We start from the raw sequence: 17,212 nt of genomic DNA, 5'->3' as shown, positions 1-17,212 counted from the left end.
TCCACTCAAAAAAGTATAATTTCATACTCAAAAAAAATACTGATAGTTACAATTAATCTCGCCTAATTAAAAAGCAAAAATTAATTGTAACTATCAGTAAGCTAGAAAAAAATGAAACCACTAATATGAGCATATTCCCAAGGGATTACCACTGTTATCTTTAAATTCAAAAAAAGAAACTCCGTCTTCAAATTTAATTTCCGTATAATGTTCCGTATTCTTTTTTATAATATCAAATATGTCTTCTATATTTTTCGAATAAAAGTATAGTATTGCATGATCTAATTTGTTTGTTGTAACGTTTTCTGTTTCGATTAATGTAAGTGGAGTTTCGCCAACTTTTAATGCTAGATAGTAATCTTCTCTAAAATCGATTTCAAGATTAAAAATTTTTTCGTACCAGTTCAATGAATTTTCCAAATTATCTACTTGAATAAATACTGTATCAATTTTTTTTACTAGTGGATTCATTAAATACACTCCCTTTTGATTTTTCTTATTTATATTCAAAAAATAACACCTTTATTACTTCTATTCATGATAATAGAATATAGTTTAATAGCTATAATTAATGCAACTAATGAAAATAAAACTGTAGTTACCTTTAAAGAAATCAACGTAGAAAATACACCAATAATAAATGTAATAATTATTTGAAAAGCTCCTTGTATCATTGCAATAACACTTCCTACTCTTCCCATTACTTCTTTAGGAATATTATTTTGAAAGAAGGTCATATATCCAATTGAAGCATATGCTAAAAAGAAACCTAAAACAACAAAACTGATTCCAGCTATTATAATATTAGGGGAGCTGTAAAATAATATATATCCTATAGAGCCTAGCATACTACCTATCCCTAAGTAATGTTTAATACTTATACTATTTGGTGTATAGGTACTAACAATCGATCCGACTACTGATCCTATTCCAGCTAAACTCATCAATAATCCATAATCTCTTTCAGTAGCAAGCAAATTATTCTTTATATAAGTGGCCTCTTGAGAATCTAAGGAGAAAATTAATACCATTGACACATTGAACAAAACAATAATTTTTAATAAATATTTGTTTTCAATAAAATACCCTCTTACTGTCCTAAAATCACTTAACAAAATTGCTAGTTTACTTGATGCTACTCTTTCTATTTCCTTCCTTGATTCATTGTTTGGAATTAAAAATATAAAGAATGAACAAACTAAAAATAATAAGCTAGTTATAAATATTGCAAAGTCAATATTGTAACCAGCTATAATAATTCCTGCCAAAGCGGGTCCTGTCATTAAAGCTCCAGTAGTTACACTGGAGAGTATACTGTTAAATTTCTTTCTAAAATCTTGAGGAACGTTATTTGTGATGAAAACATTAGATGTCGGCCCAAAAAACGCGCCCGCCACTCCTACAAAAAAAACGAATAAATAAATTAAATAAATATTATCTGTGAAAAACACCATAATTATTAATATTGATCTCAAAACATTAATTGTCATGAGAATGATTTTTTTATCAATTCTATCTATAACTCTTCCACTCCATATGTTTGTTAATAAACTACTTAGTGGTGTTAAAGAATAAAGTATTGCTATAGAGAAAGGAGAATTTGATATTGCTAAGACTTTTAAATTTATTGCAACCAAAAAAACCCACTTACCTATCTCTGAAAAACCAATACCAGTAACATATAATGATATTATTTTTTTATTCACTATACATTAAATCTCCTTTCTAATTTACAACTAAGCAGCATAACAAAATAATGCATATGAATCATTCATTATTATGAGTACTTTGTCTAGACTTTTTTCGCTTCCTTCTTAATAATTCATATGACTCGGGTGAATCGACATTTACTATCCCAGTAAATAAGGAATCGTATGAAAATGAAATAGTAACTTCTTTATTAAGTGTTCCATTATTGAATCCAATTGTAGCTTGATTTTCACCTTTTGATTGAAGTAAGCAAATTGTTTTAACAAATTCTTCATAACTATTAACTTCTGTTTCAGATAGTTTTAAAATAACATCCCCTTCTCGTAATCCAGCTTTGTACGCTGGTCCTTCTTTGAAACATTCTCTAATTACAACACCTCCATCTACATTATTACTATATAATGCATTATTTGTTGCAATAGTAGCTCCAATTTTTGGATAAGTGAAGAATTTTTTTTGTAAATCTTGTCCTAATTCAAGTACAGTTTTTATATTCATCATAGCTCTTCTCCAGCTGTGCTCCATACAATCTTTAATCCATAAACCGAGAGGATTATTTTCATATCCTCTTATTTCAATAGTTAATTTAATAAATTGATTATCTATTTTTTCTAAGAAATAGGAAGTTTGAAGATTGTAAACGATTTCCTTTCCATCAGGTAAAAGAGACTTGTATTCGTCTTTCAATAAGAACATTTCATTTTTGATTGATTCCAGCACAACTGCGTGGTTTTCTATATCACCATATAAATAATGATACCTATCTCCTTCTTTAGGATTAATTGGGTCACCTGTAGACTCACAAAAATCACTTTGATATAAATTTGAACCTTCTGGACTAACTATCAACCACCATACTTCATCAATAGGGGCCTCAATATATATTTTATTAACTGTTTTAAGAATATATTTATTTTGCATAAGTGATATCTCCTTATCTATTTTACTATAGTTTTTAAAAAATTCAAATGATTTCCATCAAATTCTTTTAATATTTGCTCTGCTTTAAATGCAAAACTATATATTAAACTTGGAAATGTACAAAAAAGCTGTAATATTTCTTCATTATAATTAGGTAAGTCTACATTGAAATTATCAAAAGTTGATAATACTCTACTAATTTGATTTTCCATATAACCCTCTATTGCAATAGAATACTTGTTCATAGAACTTTCCCAGCTTTCTTCTCCTTTTAAATAACCTTCTAAATATTTCGCTAATAGCCTTGAACCTTCAAATGCATCATCAATACCACTTCCAGATATTGGATGAACCCAACTGCATGCATCACCTACCAGTGCCCACCTTTTTCCAAATGGCTTTCTAATAAACATATTCTGATCACCAATCCCTTTTAATTTTCCAACTAAATTAGCATTTTTAAATCTGTCTTCAATACAGGGAAATGAAGTGATTCTATTTATGAAGGCTTCTACTTTGTTATATTTAGTTAACTCCCTATTATCCATTGGTATTAATAAGACTACATGCAGCTTATCGTTTGTTGGAGCACAGATTATGATATCACCCGAGTTATAATGCCATTCAAGGCAATGTGGCATCAATGGGAATACATTTTCAAAATACCCGTACAAGCATGGATACGTTTTATCAGTCTCCTTAGCCATAGACGCTTTTACTTTTCTTGCAACTGTAGAGTTTTTACCATCGGCACCAATTAATACTTTACATGAAACAATATGAATTTTATCTTCATACTGATATCTTACTGTATAGCCATCATCATTTTCTTGAACACTTACCAGTTTACTTTTTTTTCTGAATATTACGTTGTGATAATCATCTAATTTATTTATAAGTAAATTATCTAGACTATATCTATCCATTGCAGATAATCTTTCAGTCATAGTTATATTCGATTCAAATGATGACCTATTGATATTAATACGCATTCGTTTTATTTGAGGAGAATTTATTTGATTAAAGGAACTTACCAAGTTGTTTTCAAGAAAAAAATCTGTCTCACCAAAAATATGTGTTGAATTTGTATCACTAGGAAAATCAGCCTTATCAATTATCAATATTCTACAATCCAATTTAGCTAATCTTACAGCAAGAGAACTTCCTGCACATCTTGACCCAATAATGATTACATCAAACATTCATATTTTCCTTTCTTTTAATAAAGAGGGCAAAAATATTTTTGCCCTCTCCAACTTTTAATTAGTCTGTGCACAGTTATAAATTTTTGCTTTTTGTTTTCCTTCTAAATCATATAGATCTACTGCAACTGCGCTTGTAAAAGTAGTATCTTTTGGTGGTAAGCTAGTAATAGTTCCTTTCATATGAATAGGAACTAAATTTTTGAAAGTCCCTGCAGGTGTTTCAATAGACCAGTACAACCAGCTTTCCCCTGGTACTCCGTCCTTTAGTTTTTTTCCTTTTGGAATATTAAAGGACGCCCTCATTGGCTCTTCATTTGCTCGAAGCCCTCCTCGAACAATAATTGATTCTCCTGGCCATAATACTTTTGACGTGGTTTTCAGATAAACATTATCTATATCAATATCTACTGAAATCCCACTTTTTCTAGAGTAGTCTGCATCTAAAACTTTAAATTTAGTCGGCTCGACTTGGGTAAAGAATAATTCTTCTGTTTTACCATTTTCTAACTCTAAAATTGTGCTACTTTTTGAATTAGGCAATGTCATCTCAACACTTCTTACTAAACTTTTAATCATAAGCTTGCTCCTCCTTTAAAATTAAGATATCTTGATCAAGATACTTTAAATTTATCGTATTTTTTAGTATAATCCTTGTTTTTTTATAATTAAAATTACTGTTTTTATATTATTCTGCTTATTTATCTGCAATTATTAACATTCTAGGGGAATCGATTGTCAGTTTCTCATTATTCCATCCTCCATATATTTCTATATTCTTAAAACCTATACTTTGTAAAATGCCTCTTAATTCAGTAGCTGTATATAATCTTATGTCAAGTACAGCTTCCTCCATTTTATCTTTCTCATACCACATGGTGACTTCTTTCCATCTTCCACTAACAGAATTAAAATGTCTTGTGGAGAATACAGGCTGATCTCCCATAAAGTTCCACAACTTAGGATTGAAATTTTTGATTTTATAATCTCTATTCTCAGTTTCTATTAATAATTTTCCTCCTTGTTTTAAATATTTGAATACCTTTTTTAAAGCAATTCTATCTTCATATTCAGAAACATAACCAAGAGCAGTTGAAATATTAATAATAAAATCAAACATATCATTATTAAATGACATATCAGCCATTTCAGATAATATCCAGTTAATATTATTCATGTTTTGCTGAGCTGATATTGTCTTTCCTGACTCAATTGCTGTTTTAGAACCATCTAAACAGAATAAATTATGCCCTTCTTTAGCTAATGGCATTGCTATTCTTCCATTTCCAGATCCTAAATCTAATATGACCGATTTCTCTGACATACATAATAATTTTTTTATTCCTTCAATTTCCTCAACTGTTCTTGTCTTATTAAGTATATAAGGAGAAAAATTCAAATATTTTTCTCCAAAGAACGTTTTCCAGGGATATTCTTCTTTCAATATAGTCACCTCATTACATTTTTTATTTAAAATAAATTTCTTATCACCAAAAAAGCAACTTATAAATTATTTGTAAAACCATTAATGATTGTTTTCTTTTTATATTGAGTAGGTGTAAGTCCAACTCTCTTTTTAAATATCTTTATAAAGTGAGATAGATTTGAATAACCAACCTCGTTACTAACTTCAGTTACAGAATAATCTTTTTCTAAAAGAAGCCTAGCTTGTTCAATTCTTTTTTTTGTTACATATAATTTAAATCCCATTCCCACATTTTCTTTAAATAATTTAGAATAATATGTTGGAGAAATGTGAAACTCATTACCAACATCTGTAATTTTAAAATCATAGTTAAACATATTTTCATGTATAAATGTTAGTGAGTCTTTGAATATATTACTATTACTTTCAATAAATATAGAAAATATATTACCTGACTCCACAAAATCCACCATGTGCTTAATACTAGATTCTGTTAACTTCTCAATCCCCAAGAAATAAATAATCGGTATCTTAATTTTGGAAAGAAAATTTAAATAAATATTTGGAATTTCTTTTTCTTCGGAGAAAACTATTATCATTTCTGTATTTTTAATAAAATCTACATCTTTAACCTCTTTTAACTTTAATATAAAATCTTGTTTAATTCTTATACTATTTGATGGATCATATAAAAAGGTTACTATTTTCATTGTTAACCTCCTCGAAAAACAACTATTATCGAAAACACACATCAATTTTTCATATCATTTACTTTTCTGAAGCTAATTGATTATTTCACATAAACAGATCCACCAATATCCATATCGAGTCCATCGTGTTTTCCAATAAGGTTCGTTTGTACTAAAATTGAATATGCACATAGAGTCCACTGTTTCATAGTTCAAGTCCACCAAAAAACTGAGATAAAATTAGCTCGTTGTTTCAGCTTAGAAATAGAGCAATACCCCACCATCCTTGACCTTGTTTGTGTCCGTGATAGTGAATTTTTTAGCGAATAGAATGAGTATGGCATTCAATATGTACCAGCCTTGCAATCTTTTTTACCACTAAATGCGGGGGATTTTACCACCTATTGCGGAAAGCTTTACCACTGAAGAATAAGCACTTATTAACCACAGTGTTAACTGCTTGCCCTTTACCGCCATGCCACTTCTTAGTGATCGTTGGAAGGGGTCGGGGCCCCGCCAGCGGAACTTAGAAGTGATTGTCCGTGGTACGCTATTGATGCGGATGGAGCCATAAAAGGCTTCTTTTTTGCTATCCGCTACAAAGTTCACTATCACCACAGACACAAACAAGGTCAAGGGTGGTGGGATTGTTGCTATATCAAGAATGAAACTACTAGATTAGCTCCCATGTCTAAACTCTGTACAGATGGTAAAAAGCTCCGCAATGGGTGGTACATTTCTTCGCAAAAGGTGGTAAAAAAGACCGCACAAGTGGTAAAAATCATTCGCCGTACTCAAATAGAAAAAAGAAGACTTTTATGGCTTTATCCGCATTAATAGTGTACTACGGACAATCCATTCTAAGCTCTACTGGCGAGAGTCTCCTTTCTTCCAACGATCACCAAAAATTGACACGACGGTAAAGAACAAGCAGTTAAAACTGTGGTTAAAAATAGTCATACTCCAGTAATATAAATCATTATTGTCATAAGTGGACTTTGATTGAGGATTAATGAACCCCAATTGAATACTAGAAGACCTCTTCTTGTGAATCCATGGACTTATTCATGTGAAATAACCACTACTATAGCGCTATCCCTCCTTATTACTTTTTCATTACAAAAATTATAAAATAGAAGGAATCTAATTACTGGGATTTTATTGTGAGAAATAATGCTTTTTTATTGAACAATATGTATTTAGAGTTATTATCATTTGAAGGCGCTCCAACAAGTCAAGAGAATTAACTGATTTATGATTTATATCAAACTCCTATACTATTTCTAAGTCTATGAAAATGGTATCGTAACGAAGTATATAGGCACAACGGTGGCTGGGAATGAATCGGCATATGAAGCAATTGACACAGCATTACATGCTCGTCAAAAATATTGTTGAAGTCATTCGTCATTCTGGAGAGAATCTCCAACTTGCAGCTGAAGAATTCGAAGCTGCCGATCAAGAAATTAGTAAGCTTATGACATCTTCCCAATATATTATGGTTGGGAGGGAACAGTTGATGGAGCAAAAGAAAGGGCTAGCATTACAAAAAATCACACAACAAATGACGCAAGTACAACAAACGTATGATAACTATTGAAAAATCAAATCAAGCGATTGCTCATCTGCAGGAGGGTTATCACGATGTATTTCAACGTATTACATCTTCATATAGGGTGAACATCAAGAAAAGATGGAAGTATTCTTTTATGAAGTAAACCCCCATTCAAACCACGCATATAAAATCCCAGCACCTCCTTGGTAAGATATAGATATCAATAAAAGGAGGTGCTTTTATATGCCTGAACAAAAACTTACCATTGTCCCCGTTACATTACATTCCAAAAATGAAAATAGTACGGCATCCTATCCAGAGGGGCCCTCTTTCTATTCAACTTGCACAATCAAAATGGGCAAAGTTGATATTTCCTTCTCTAACGGCGTAGATGAGCACATCATTCAAACCATTATGAGGGAGTTGAAAAACCTATGAAATACGATTATACAAATGTCAAAAATATTTACATCATCTGTGGTAAGACAGATATGAGAAAGGGCATTGATGGACTAGCGACGTTGGTTCAGGATTCTTTTGACCTTGACCCTTACGGAGATTCTATCTTCTTATTTTCCGGCTGGAGTAAGGACCGATATAAATGTTTATATTTTGATGGCAATGGCTTTGCCATGCTGTATAAACGTTTAGATAACGGAAAACTTCAATGGCCCAAAAACGAAAATGAGATGCGAAATCTATCGCAACAAGAACTTCGATGGTTACTCGAAGGTTTATCCATGCAGCAGCCAAAGGCGATTCAACAATCACCAAAAAGTTTGTTCTAAAATTACTACAAATGCTTCACTCTTACGTTCAACATGGTATACTATAACTACCTTAAATTCGAACGGAAAGTGGTGAACTGGATGGTTAATACTTCTTCTAATCATGAGAATCCATCCGATAAATTAATTCGGCTTCTTGAAGAACAATTGGATCTTTCTAATCAACAAAACAAAGAATTATCGGAACAGGTTAAAGTGTTAACCGAGCAAGTTCGCCATTTAACAAAGCTTTTATATGGAGCTAAAACAGAGAAATCGAAATATAATGCGCCTGATGGGCAGACCTCCTTATTTGATGATGATTCAACTTTTACCGATTCTGAGCAGACAGAAGAACAAAGCCAACAGACGATTTCTTATACTGTTGTACGAAAGGTTCAAAAAAAACGAAATGATTCATTACGTGCTGATGTCGAGGTAGAAGTGATCCACCATCATCCAAAAAATACAAACTGTACGTGTTGCAATCGTCAAATGGTTGAGATTGACGGCACCATGGTGCGTGAAGAAGCAACCTTTATTCCTGCGAAAATGAGGAAAGTGCAACACGTAGAACATGCCTATGAATGTAAAAACTGTAAAGGTGATGCATTCCAGCCAGCGCAAATTGAACGTGGCAAAGCACCGCAACCAGTCATTCAGCGAAGTATCGCTAGTCCCAGCGTTCTAGCCAAAGTCATCTATGATAAATTCATGCAATACGTACCCCTTTACCGGCAAGTAAAAGAATGGGAACGTTACGGCCTGAATACAAATGATAAAAATCTTTCTAATTGGGTTATCCGAACATCGCATGATTGGCTATTGCTTATTTATGACCATATGAAGCATAAGATGATGTCTAAATCGATTTTACATGTCGATGAAACGCATGGACAAATCATCAACCGATCCGATGGAAAATCCGGTCAATCCAACGCTTACAATTGGGTTTATCGAACAGTCCCTTGTCAAGGGCCAACCATCGTTTTGTTTCAAAGTGCATTATCACGCGCACGATCTGTTCTTAAAAGCTTCATTGAAGATTATTCAGGGACCATTGTGTGCGATGGTTATTCTGCCTATGACAAAATCGAAGGGGTGACCTTCGCAAATTGTTGGGCACATGTTCGCCGCTATTGGCTAAAAGCAGACAGTAAAAATGGGCGAATTGGTGTAACATATTGTGATGATTTATACCAATTGGAGAGGCAGTTTAAGCACTTATCACCGAGTGAACGGAGAAAAAGACGGAACAAATTCTCAAGACCCATTGTAGATAAGTTTCTGGACTGGGTTGATAAATCACCATTCTATGGGAAAAGCGCACTCGCCAAAGCTGCCGATTACACGCTAAACCGGATAAATGGACTAAAAGCATTTTTGAAAGATGGTCGTATTGAAATGGATAATAATCCAGCGGAAAACGCCATCCGCCCAAGTGTAATCGGGCGAAAAAATTGGCTTTTTTCCGTGAGTGAGGCTGGCGCCAAAGCCAATGCGATCTGTTTAAGTATCGCAGAAACGGCTAAGGTAAATGGTATAGATTTCTATCGCTATCTGGTGAAATTACTAACGGATTTGCCAAATTTACATATACATAGAAATCCAGAGGTTTTAAATGAATATATGCCTTGGTCAAAAATGATTCAAGCCGAATGTAGTAAATAACCGTAAATTTGATTTAAAAAATCAAGATTATACGGTTATTTGTCATGCGTACCAAAAAGGTGCGCATTTTTTATTTCGGGCTNTATTCTGCCTATGACAAAATCGAAGGGGTGACCTTCGCAAATTGTTGGGCACATGTTCGCCGCTATTGGCTAAAAGCAGACAGTAAAAATGGGCGAATTGGTGTAACATATTGTGATGATTTATACCAATTGGAGAGGCAGTTTAAGCACTTATCACCGAGTGAACGGAGAAAAAGACGGAACAAATTCTCAAGACCCATTGTAGATAAGTTTCTGGACTGGGTTGATAAATCACCATTCTATGGGAAAAGCGCACTCGCCAAAGCTGCCGATTACACGCTAAACCGGATAAATGGACTAAAAGCATTTTTGAAAGATGGTCGTATTGAAATGGATAATAATCCAGCGGAAAACGCCATCCGCCCAAGTGTAATCGGGCGAAAAAATTGGCTTTTTTCCGTGAGTNGACCTAATTCAGCCTTCTATCTAGTTTCTGTTCGTCAGTTCAGGAGTTTGCGTCCGACTTCCTTCAGCCACTACCTCGCGATAGCCACCTTGTCTTTCGCTAACAGTTCCTACTGCCATGCCTGTAGTGGACTTTCACCACCAAGTTTTCGCCCATGCAGGGCGCACCTAAAAAAGAGTAAAGTAACCGCAATTTCAGGTTTACATTACTCTTCTCTAACGTTTAATCACTCATACTTTTTTAATGATACCAATCGTTATTAGCGCATCTAAATGCAGGTCTAGTTTTTCGGGAACTTTTCCATCTTTAATAAGTACACCCAATTCCATATTCTGTTCCATAGCAGCTTTGGTTAAATTCGCACTAATAATAAAAGCAACTTCTCCATCAGAAACTGCACACTTTGGGTGTACTGCCCCTAAGAATTGATCAGTTGGTTTATTCTCATATTGATCCCACACGTATATATTTAGAGAGGGAATTATTTCCTTCATAACTTTAATGGAATCATTGTTTACTCTTCCACCTTGTTCATGTGAAACTTCTAAAAGTATATCTATTTTCACCTTTCTACTTATTGCATTATTTAACGAGCTAACTATAGAAGGCAATTCATAAGCAACAAAGCTTACTATAAAAAGGCGTTTTCGTGCTGAATCTATTACTTCTTTAAGAACTTGTTCTGTATGTCTTATGGATACTAAGTCAGTAGAAGGTCCAGACCATACTAATTCAATTAACCCCTGACGCTTTATTGAATTATATGAGGTTATACTTGCTGTTCTTAAAGCAGCTGCTATTTCATTTGGCGATATCTTAGGTTCATCTTCCCAAGCATTCTTTAACTTAAGAAGCAACTCATTTTTAACATTCAATCCTTGTTTGAATGATGTACTTATTAGATCTTGAGCAGTATTAATTTTCATGATTTTCTTCGCCATATATTCAATTCTATCTGGGTGCAATTCAATCCATATATTAGCAATAACTTCCCAAAGATTTTTCATCTAACATAAGTCCCGTGAAAAAAATGCCGTATCTTTGTTTTCTAATGTATTTACTAAGAGGGCCCTATCCAAATAGCGATTTCCTCTTTCACACGATGTTTCCGCAACGAAAGAACACGCATGACAAGATGCAGCATGAAGTGACCTATCCTCACTAGGATCGTGTTCTGAGCACATAGGATCTGAAGAACAGATAGCAGCTCTTGAAAGTGCCTGTTCAATTAACCTACCTAGATTTTGAGGATTACCCAGCTCTACCAGACCACCGAGTGTACCATCAGAATCAGCTGCCGCAGTATAAAGTAAAACTCCGGCCATTGATGCTTCATCATTAGCATATATCCGTTCTCGAATACTTGCTTCATTATACCCACATTCTAAAGCTAACTCGCGAATTAATAAATGTGCAAATGTGTGTAACATAGTAAACCTTATTCCTGGATACCCTTCACTTGGATCCAATTTACGTGCATTTCGCCAACCATGATGCCCGTTCTCAAGCATTTTATTTCGTTCCTTAACTGCAGAGATTCTTTCCCATTTTTTAATTTCCTCTTCCTTAAATTGAATAAATATTCCTTCACCATGAACCTCACTAGCTGGAACCCATTTAGTACTCCTTTTGGTGAGTTTTGCCATTGTAGGTCGTTCTTCATCATCCATAAACTCTTCAATTGCCTCTACCCTTGTATAGCCTATTAAAGCATTTACTTCCCTTAGCCGCTCAAGAAGTAGTACATTATCAATTTCAGATTCAAAATTAGCTGGAGGTTCTACTGTTCTACTAAGGAAATGTGGCCAGTCTCTAGGTGGAGAAGATGAAGTAAGAACTTCCCACTCGGGTATTTTTATATCTACTTCACTAACAATCTCCTCCTGTGAAGCTCCTTCTCTTTTATCTTGAATTGCTTTCCACACGTCTTTTTCATTATACTGTCCTATTCCAGGTAGTGCTCCACTCTTGGATAATGCTTTGATAGTCAGCTTAACCTCCAATTCTGAATCAATATCTTCAAAGTAATGCCATCCATCCATTATTAGTTGAATCAGTGGATTTTTTTCCATAGGAATTGCTAACGCGGAAATTGTAATCGGAAACCAACTGTTCGTAGCTCCCAATAAAACAGCTCTAGGGTCTTGGTCACATGAAGAATCATAACTATCCAAGTGTGGATGTCGCCCACGACAGGCTGGTAAATTATCTTGTCCATCTTTACCAAAAGCATGTACAAGTGATTTACTTTTATTACAAGAATCACACTTAACCCAAAGATTTTGTGTTTGTAAAGAAGCACCACTTTCAAAAAAACGTAAAGTACCTCTACAGTCATCTTGTCCTCCGTGCACAAACCAATGCCAGGGAAAATCATCTATGTGGCCATTTTTACAAGCTAGTAAAAAGCGAGCAGGTACTGCCTCTGATTTAGCTCCCTTTTCACAATTTTCGTGAACAAAATGTGTCTTTTCAGGGCGGAAGGCATTTGCCTTAACATTAAATAATCCTGAATCATATTCGGCCAATAAACCACACCGAACGCATCTAAGCCATCTAGGAAATGGTCGAACGGGTACTCCAATCTTTCCTTCTGCTGATAAAGGACTAGCATTCTCATCTCTTAAAAAAGGAGCAACTCGAAGCCTTTCAACTTGTGGACCAAGTCTTTTCCTCACAGCAGCTAACAACCTAGCTTCCTCTATAGGTGAACATTGTTCTTCATCCCACCGCTCTAATCCCATAGTAATAACAGAAAGGTTCGGAAGGTCTATAAGTGCACCTGGTCCATAAGTCCAAAGTAGCTGTGTAGGACGGACATCACCGACTTTATGTGTACTCATTTAAATCACCCGTCTCGTCATTATTTCTTTCCTGCTCTTTCTTTTTCCTTAATTGCCACTCTGGTGCATCTGGAAGTTTGTCTACATCCATGATCAATTGAACACCTGGCTCAACTTCTCGCATTGACATTGGTACAGTAAATTTATCCCAAGATACTATACCCGGTTTTTGTAATAATGGAGCAAGGTCTCCTTTTTTCCGTTCTGCTTCATACCCAAGTTTTCTCCCTGGTTTAATTGATTCTTTAACCCACGAATCAATTCGAACTTTTATCATTTCTTCAACTTTCTCTGCGATTGACCTATCATTCTTAATATTCCAAGCTCTATTTGTAACTACTTGTCTTACAATTTCAGCTACTGTATTAGATGTATCGTCTAAGTTCTGTGCCCCAACATTAGGGTTTAAACCATCATTTTTAAGTCTTATGTGACTCACTATTGTTCCAGTCAGCCCCCTATCTAGTGCTCTTGGTGCAAATGGTGTAACTGACTGTGCTTCTACATGTTTATAAAAACTTGAATGGTAGTGTTCGAAAGTTTCATAATGTGAAATGTCTCTTGGTCTAGACCAAGTCAAAACAGAAAATACTAATCCTGGAGAAGAACGCCCTACACGACTTGTGGATTGAATATATTCTGCAGTACCTTTCGGTTGTCCATTTACAACCATCAACCCTAAACGGTTAACATCTACCCCTACCGAAAGCATGTTAGTTGCTAGAGCAATATCAATTGCTTGTGGTTCTCCTTGACCCCATTTCGGTTTAAAATTAAGCTCTAATTTATCAAGGATTTTTGGTATTTCCCTACTTGATGTTCTAGAAGTGAGTTCATCTATATTTTGAACTTTACGTTGACTTAAACCAGGTCTATCTATCTCACTCATTTGAACTCTATATGAACGTGTTTGAACATCATCTTCTGCTAATCGGCGCATACCTCCTAACTCACGTAAAGAATTAAAATATCCTACAAGGGTCATATAAGGATCTGCTACCTGGCCGAAATGATTATATAATGATTGAGCTGCAGTAAGTAATGCTACATATACTCGTATTAATACAGCAGGCCGTGAACTTCCCGGTGAACAAATACCAACATATCGACGACCTGGCTTTTGTTCTTTGGACCTCTGAACTGAAAAGAAATTGTCTTCAATATCAAGTCCTTGAGGAGGAAAAATTGACACATGACGTAAAAAAACATTCGTAACCTGTTCTTCTGCCTTTTTAACTGTTGCGGTGGAAGCAATTACTTTGGGCTTAACATCTTTCCCTTTGTAACTCCATGTTGAAAGAGAATCAACTGCGGTTTCATATAAGCCTACCATAGTTCCTAGAGGTCCACTTATTAAATGAAACTCATCTTGAATAATTAGATCAGGTGGTCGTAGACGTTCTACTTGCTGTGCATTAGTAACTGGGTACTTCCCTTTTTTGGGATGTTGTCCTGAACAATCTGAATCCGACCATATCAATCCATGTCTCGGGCATTCATGTGTAACATATCCAAACAGAGTCTTAATTTCACCACGCCAGGCCATTAATGCAAATTTATCAACAGTTGCAATTAGCATTGAAGGAGGATTGCGATAAATTTCTTCATCAACAACAAGAACTGGCAGTCCTTGTTCTCTTGATTTTGCTCGACTAAACTCACAACGACCATATTTATCTCCACAAAAAATAAATGTCTTACCCATAACTTTATCTATTTGTATATCACGACCTGGTGATATTTCACTACCACACCATGGACAGCTCGTAAGCTGTGCTGGAGTAGAGCCACTCCCACGTTTCCCATCTCGTTCACTTTCAATTGCTTCATGACTTTGTTCAGTAGTATTAGGAGTGACTTTTTTCCCAACCCATAAACCTATTGTAAAAGGATTGTTCCCCCACTCTTTAGTATTATTTTTCCTTAGAATTTCCATTGAGCAGAGGAGAGTAGTGGCTCGTTGAAATTGTTGCAGAGTCAATAGCCTCAATGTATATCTCATAACAACAGATAACCCACGACTAGCATCTAACCCTCCTAGTTTCCCTTGCCGTCTTCGAATTGCCATTGTAAAAGCAGCTACTCCTAGATAGGCTTCCGTTTTCCCTCCACCAGTCGGAAACCATAATAAATCAGCATATGCTTCGATTTTATCAGTTCTATCCTTATGTGCCGGATCTGTTAGTGATGGTATTGATAGGAGCATAAAGGCTAACTGAAAAGGTCGCCAAGATCGATTTTTACGTATATCAAGGCTTTCATAGTCTACTTTTACTCCACGTCTTCGTTTTAATGAGTATATACTCCGAATTCGTTGATAAGCCATTGCTTTATTAGCAAACCTAAATGAAGCTAAGGCATCAACATCAGTACCAAGTACCGTTATTCCTTCACGAAGTCTTCTTAATATTTCCTCACATCTATCCATAGCATTATGTGCAACATTATCAAAACCTTTAATTGAATTCCCGATTCTCTCCCGTTGTTCTTGTATCCAGTCTTGATAATCGTTTGTTAATACTGACAATGCATCACAAAGTTCATCTTGTTCCATAGATGCTAAATTATCCATATCAAGAAAACCTTTTTCAACCATTTGTTGCATGGTTGGACGATCTTCTGGCTCTGAACCTGGTGTCTCAGTTACAGGAATTTCATAACTTGGTAATACGCTCGTTCGAACTTCTGTTGAGTGACTACTATTATCTTTAGTAGTTTTAGCATGAACTGATATACCATGACCTACTGCAAATTCAACTTGGTTTCTATATACCATCTCAAGTGATTTACGCTCTATATCTGATTCCTCATCATTTTTAAGCATAGGTCTACGTCTAAAAATATCCTTCCCCTCAGGGTCTCTTAATACTAGTTCTGGCTGGAAAACCCATGCTGTATCTTGGTTTTGCTCTGGTTTTAATTGAGTGTTGACTAGAAAAAGAGTAACTAGTCTATCTCCATTTTCAAGTCGTGGATATACTGTTCCTTGAATAAGGACTTCAGGGCATTCACCATCAATAGAAAAAGGGGTGATTTTACCTTCAGTTAATACTATTTCTTTTTTACCACCTGAAGGCACTCTTTTCCAAGCACGGAATGGTTTTCCGTTCTTATCCTCTTTATCACTTTTCCCTCGTATATATCGTCCCCAACTAGCTAGGATTTCCAACTTTTTTACTGAACCATCTACACAAAAAGTAATTCCAACAGAAGAAGGTACGAGAGATTGGTTCGTGGAAGTGTCCGTTCCACCAGTGTTTTCCTCATCATCTGTTCTTCCACTAGCTCCAGAAGAATTTACGTTTGTTTTAGCTAACACTGGATCATCAAATTCTTCCTTTATGGTTTCTTTTGGAGCAAGTCTTCCAACAAGGTAACGATCTCTAACACTCATACCAATAATCTCTTCAAAAGGACCATCGGCCGGACCAAGTAAATCATCTATAACTGCATTTTCAAGCAAACTACGAACATACGCTTGCTCATTTGAAAATTCCCCAGTTAAAATTGGAAAAGAAGAAAAGTCAAAACCATTAATTCCGTTAAATTTCTCTTCAAAAAATTCCCAATCAATACGTTTAATTGGTGATTGGACACTACTAGTAATTTTCAGATCAAGTGTATTGTGATTTTCAACAGGTAAATAACCATCAAAATAAAAGGTTGTTTGGGTTAAGGTGGAGCGTTTACGATATAGTCTCGCAAAAGCGATAAGAACCGGACTTTTATTCATTTCACAAAAGATTAAAAAAGGATCACCTTCATGAACTCCTTTACACTCAGATCCTGGAATATCTAAGATTAAGGAAAAATTAAGCACTTGTTCTTTATTTTCAACCCTTACTAACCAGGCATTTTTTCCTTCTGGTTTCTCAGGATCCCTTATTTCTAAGGCAAAGCGTTTCCTACTTTCCTCACTCAAATTTACCCCTCCATCCT

14 protein-coding genes and 1 pseudogene are annotated in these 17,212 nt (G+C 35.0%); 5 read left to right on the top strand and 10 right to left on the bottom strand.

Annotated elements, in window-relative coordinates:
* Positions 1 to 120: 120 nt before the first annotated feature.
* The 7 genes from B2C77_RS05940 to B2C77_RS05910 all read right to left on the bottom strand — a co-directional run bounded on the left by B2C77_RS05940 (position 121) and on the right by B2C77_RS05910 (position 5,969).
* On the bottom strand, positions 121 to 471 hold the full coding sequence (locus tag B2C77_RS05940; protein WP_141130691.1) for a VOC family protein: 351 nt from the start codon (positions 469 to 471) through the stop codon (positions 121 to 123).
* A gap of 35 nt (positions 472 to 506) precedes the next feature.
* Entirely contained in the window at positions 507 to 1,706 is a 1,200-nt protein-coding gene (locus B2C77_RS05935; protein WP_176087283.1) for an MFS transporter, read from the bottom strand.
* 61 nt (positions 1,707 to 1,767) lie between these two features.
* Positions 1,768 to 2,631, bottom strand: coding sequence for a PDZ domain-containing protein (locus tag B2C77_RS05930; RefSeq protein ID WP_077702799.1), 864 nt, complete (start codon positions 2,629 to 2,631; stop codon positions 1,768 to 1,770).
* Positions 2,632 to 2,648: 17 nt separating this feature from the next.
* On the bottom strand, positions 2,649 to 3,833 hold the full coding sequence (locus tag B2C77_RS05925) for an NAD(P)/FAD-dependent oxidoreductase (protein WP_077702798.1): 1,185 nt from the start codon (positions 3,831 to 3,833) through the stop codon (positions 2,649 to 2,651).
* 57 nt (positions 3,834 to 3,890) lie between these two features.
* Positions 3,891 to 4,412: a hypothetical protein gene (locus B2C77_RS05920; protein ID WP_077702797.1), complete on the bottom strand. Its 522-nt coding sequence runs from the start codon at positions 4,410 to 4,412 to the stop codon at positions 3,891 to 3,893.
* Positions 4,413 to 4,530: 118 nt separating this feature from the next.
* Positions 4,531 to 5,277 carry a class I SAM-dependent methyltransferase gene (locus B2C77_RS05915; RefSeq protein WP_176087282.1) on the bottom strand — a complete coding sequence of 249 codons (747 nt, stop codon included), beginning with the start codon at positions 5,275 to 5,277 and terminating at the stop codon, positions 4,531 to 4,533.
* Positions 5,278 to 5,336: 59 nt separating this feature from the next.
* Complete coding sequence (locus tag B2C77_RS05910; RefSeq protein ID WP_176087281.1) at positions 5,337 to 5,969, bottom strand: helix-turn-helix domain-containing protein; 633 nt, start codon at positions 5,967 to 5,969, stop codon at positions 5,337 to 5,339.
* 1,318 nt (positions 5,970 to 7,287) lie between these two features.
* Here B2C77_RS05910 and B2C77_RS05900 point away from each other — a divergent pair.
* The 5 genes and pseudogenes from B2C77_RS05900 to B2C77_RS21350 all read left to right on the top strand — a co-directional run.
* Complete coding sequence (locus B2C77_RS05900) at positions 7,288 to 7,548, top strand: hypothetical protein (protein WP_077702793.1); 261 nt, start codon at positions 7,288 to 7,290, stop codon at positions 7,546 to 7,548.
* Between the two features lie 198 nt (positions 7,549 to 7,746).
* Positions 7,747 to 7,941 (top strand): hypothetical protein, encoded by a 195-nt coding sequence (locus tag B2C77_RS05895; RefSeq protein WP_077702792.1) that lies wholly within the window; start codon positions 7,747 to 7,749, stop codon positions 7,939 to 7,941.
* On the top strand, positions 7,938 to 8,291 hold the full coding sequence (gene tnpB, locus B2C77_RS05890; RefSeq protein WP_077702791.1) for an IS66 family insertion sequence element accessory protein TnpB: 354 nt from the start codon (positions 7,938 to 7,940) through the stop codon (positions 8,289 to 8,291). The genes B2C77_RS05895 and tnpB overlap by 4 nt, the downstream gene beginning before the upstream one ends.
* A gap of 81 nt (positions 8,292 to 8,372) precedes the next feature.
* Positions 8,373 to 9,941: an IS66 family transposase gene (gene tnpC, locus B2C77_RS05885; protein ID WP_077702790.1), complete on the top strand. Its 1,569-nt coding sequence runs from the start codon at positions 8,373 to 8,375 to the stop codon at positions 9,939 to 9,941.
* Positions 9,942 to 10,024: 83 nt separating this feature from the next.
* Positions 10,025 to 10,429, top strand: a pseudogene (locus B2C77_RS21350) (IS66 family transposase); the annotation flags it as partial.
* A 231-nt stretch (positions 10,430 to 10,660) separates the two neighbouring features.
* Here B2C77_RS21350 and drmC read toward each other — a convergent pair.
* Genes drmC through drmA form a run of 3 tightly spaced genes read right to left on the bottom strand, consistent with a single transcriptional unit; the run spans position 10,661 to position 17,195 of the window.
* Positions 10,661 to 11,437 carry a DISARM system phospholipase D-like protein DrmC gene (gene drmC / locus B2C77_RS05875; RefSeq protein ID WP_077702788.1) on the bottom strand — a complete coding sequence of 259 codons (777 nt, stop codon included), beginning with the start codon at positions 11,435 to 11,437 and terminating at the stop codon, positions 10,661 to 10,663.
* Positions 11,438 to 13,273 (bottom strand): DUF1998 domain-containing protein, encoded by a 1,836-nt coding sequence (gene drmB, locus B2C77_RS05870; protein ID WP_077702787.1) that lies wholly within the window; start codon positions 13,271 to 13,273, stop codon positions 11,438 to 11,440.
* Complete coding sequence (drmA, locus tag B2C77_RS05865; protein ID WP_176087280.1) at positions 13,260 to 17,195, bottom strand: DISARM system helicase DrmA; 3,936 nt, start codon at positions 17,193 to 17,195, stop codon at positions 13,260 to 13,262. The genes drmB and drmA overlap by 14 nt, the downstream gene beginning before the upstream one ends.
* Positions 17,196 to 17,212: the final 17 nt, after the last annotated feature.

This window comes from Virgibacillus dokdonensis, assembly GCF_900166595.1.
Classification (GTDB): Bacteria; Bacillota; Bacilli; order Bacillales; family Amphibacillaceae; genus Virgibacillus; species Virgibacillus dokdonensis.
The sequence above is the reverse complement of the archived record's forward strand: the minus strand, read 5'-3'. Positions and strand labels throughout refer to the sequence as shown.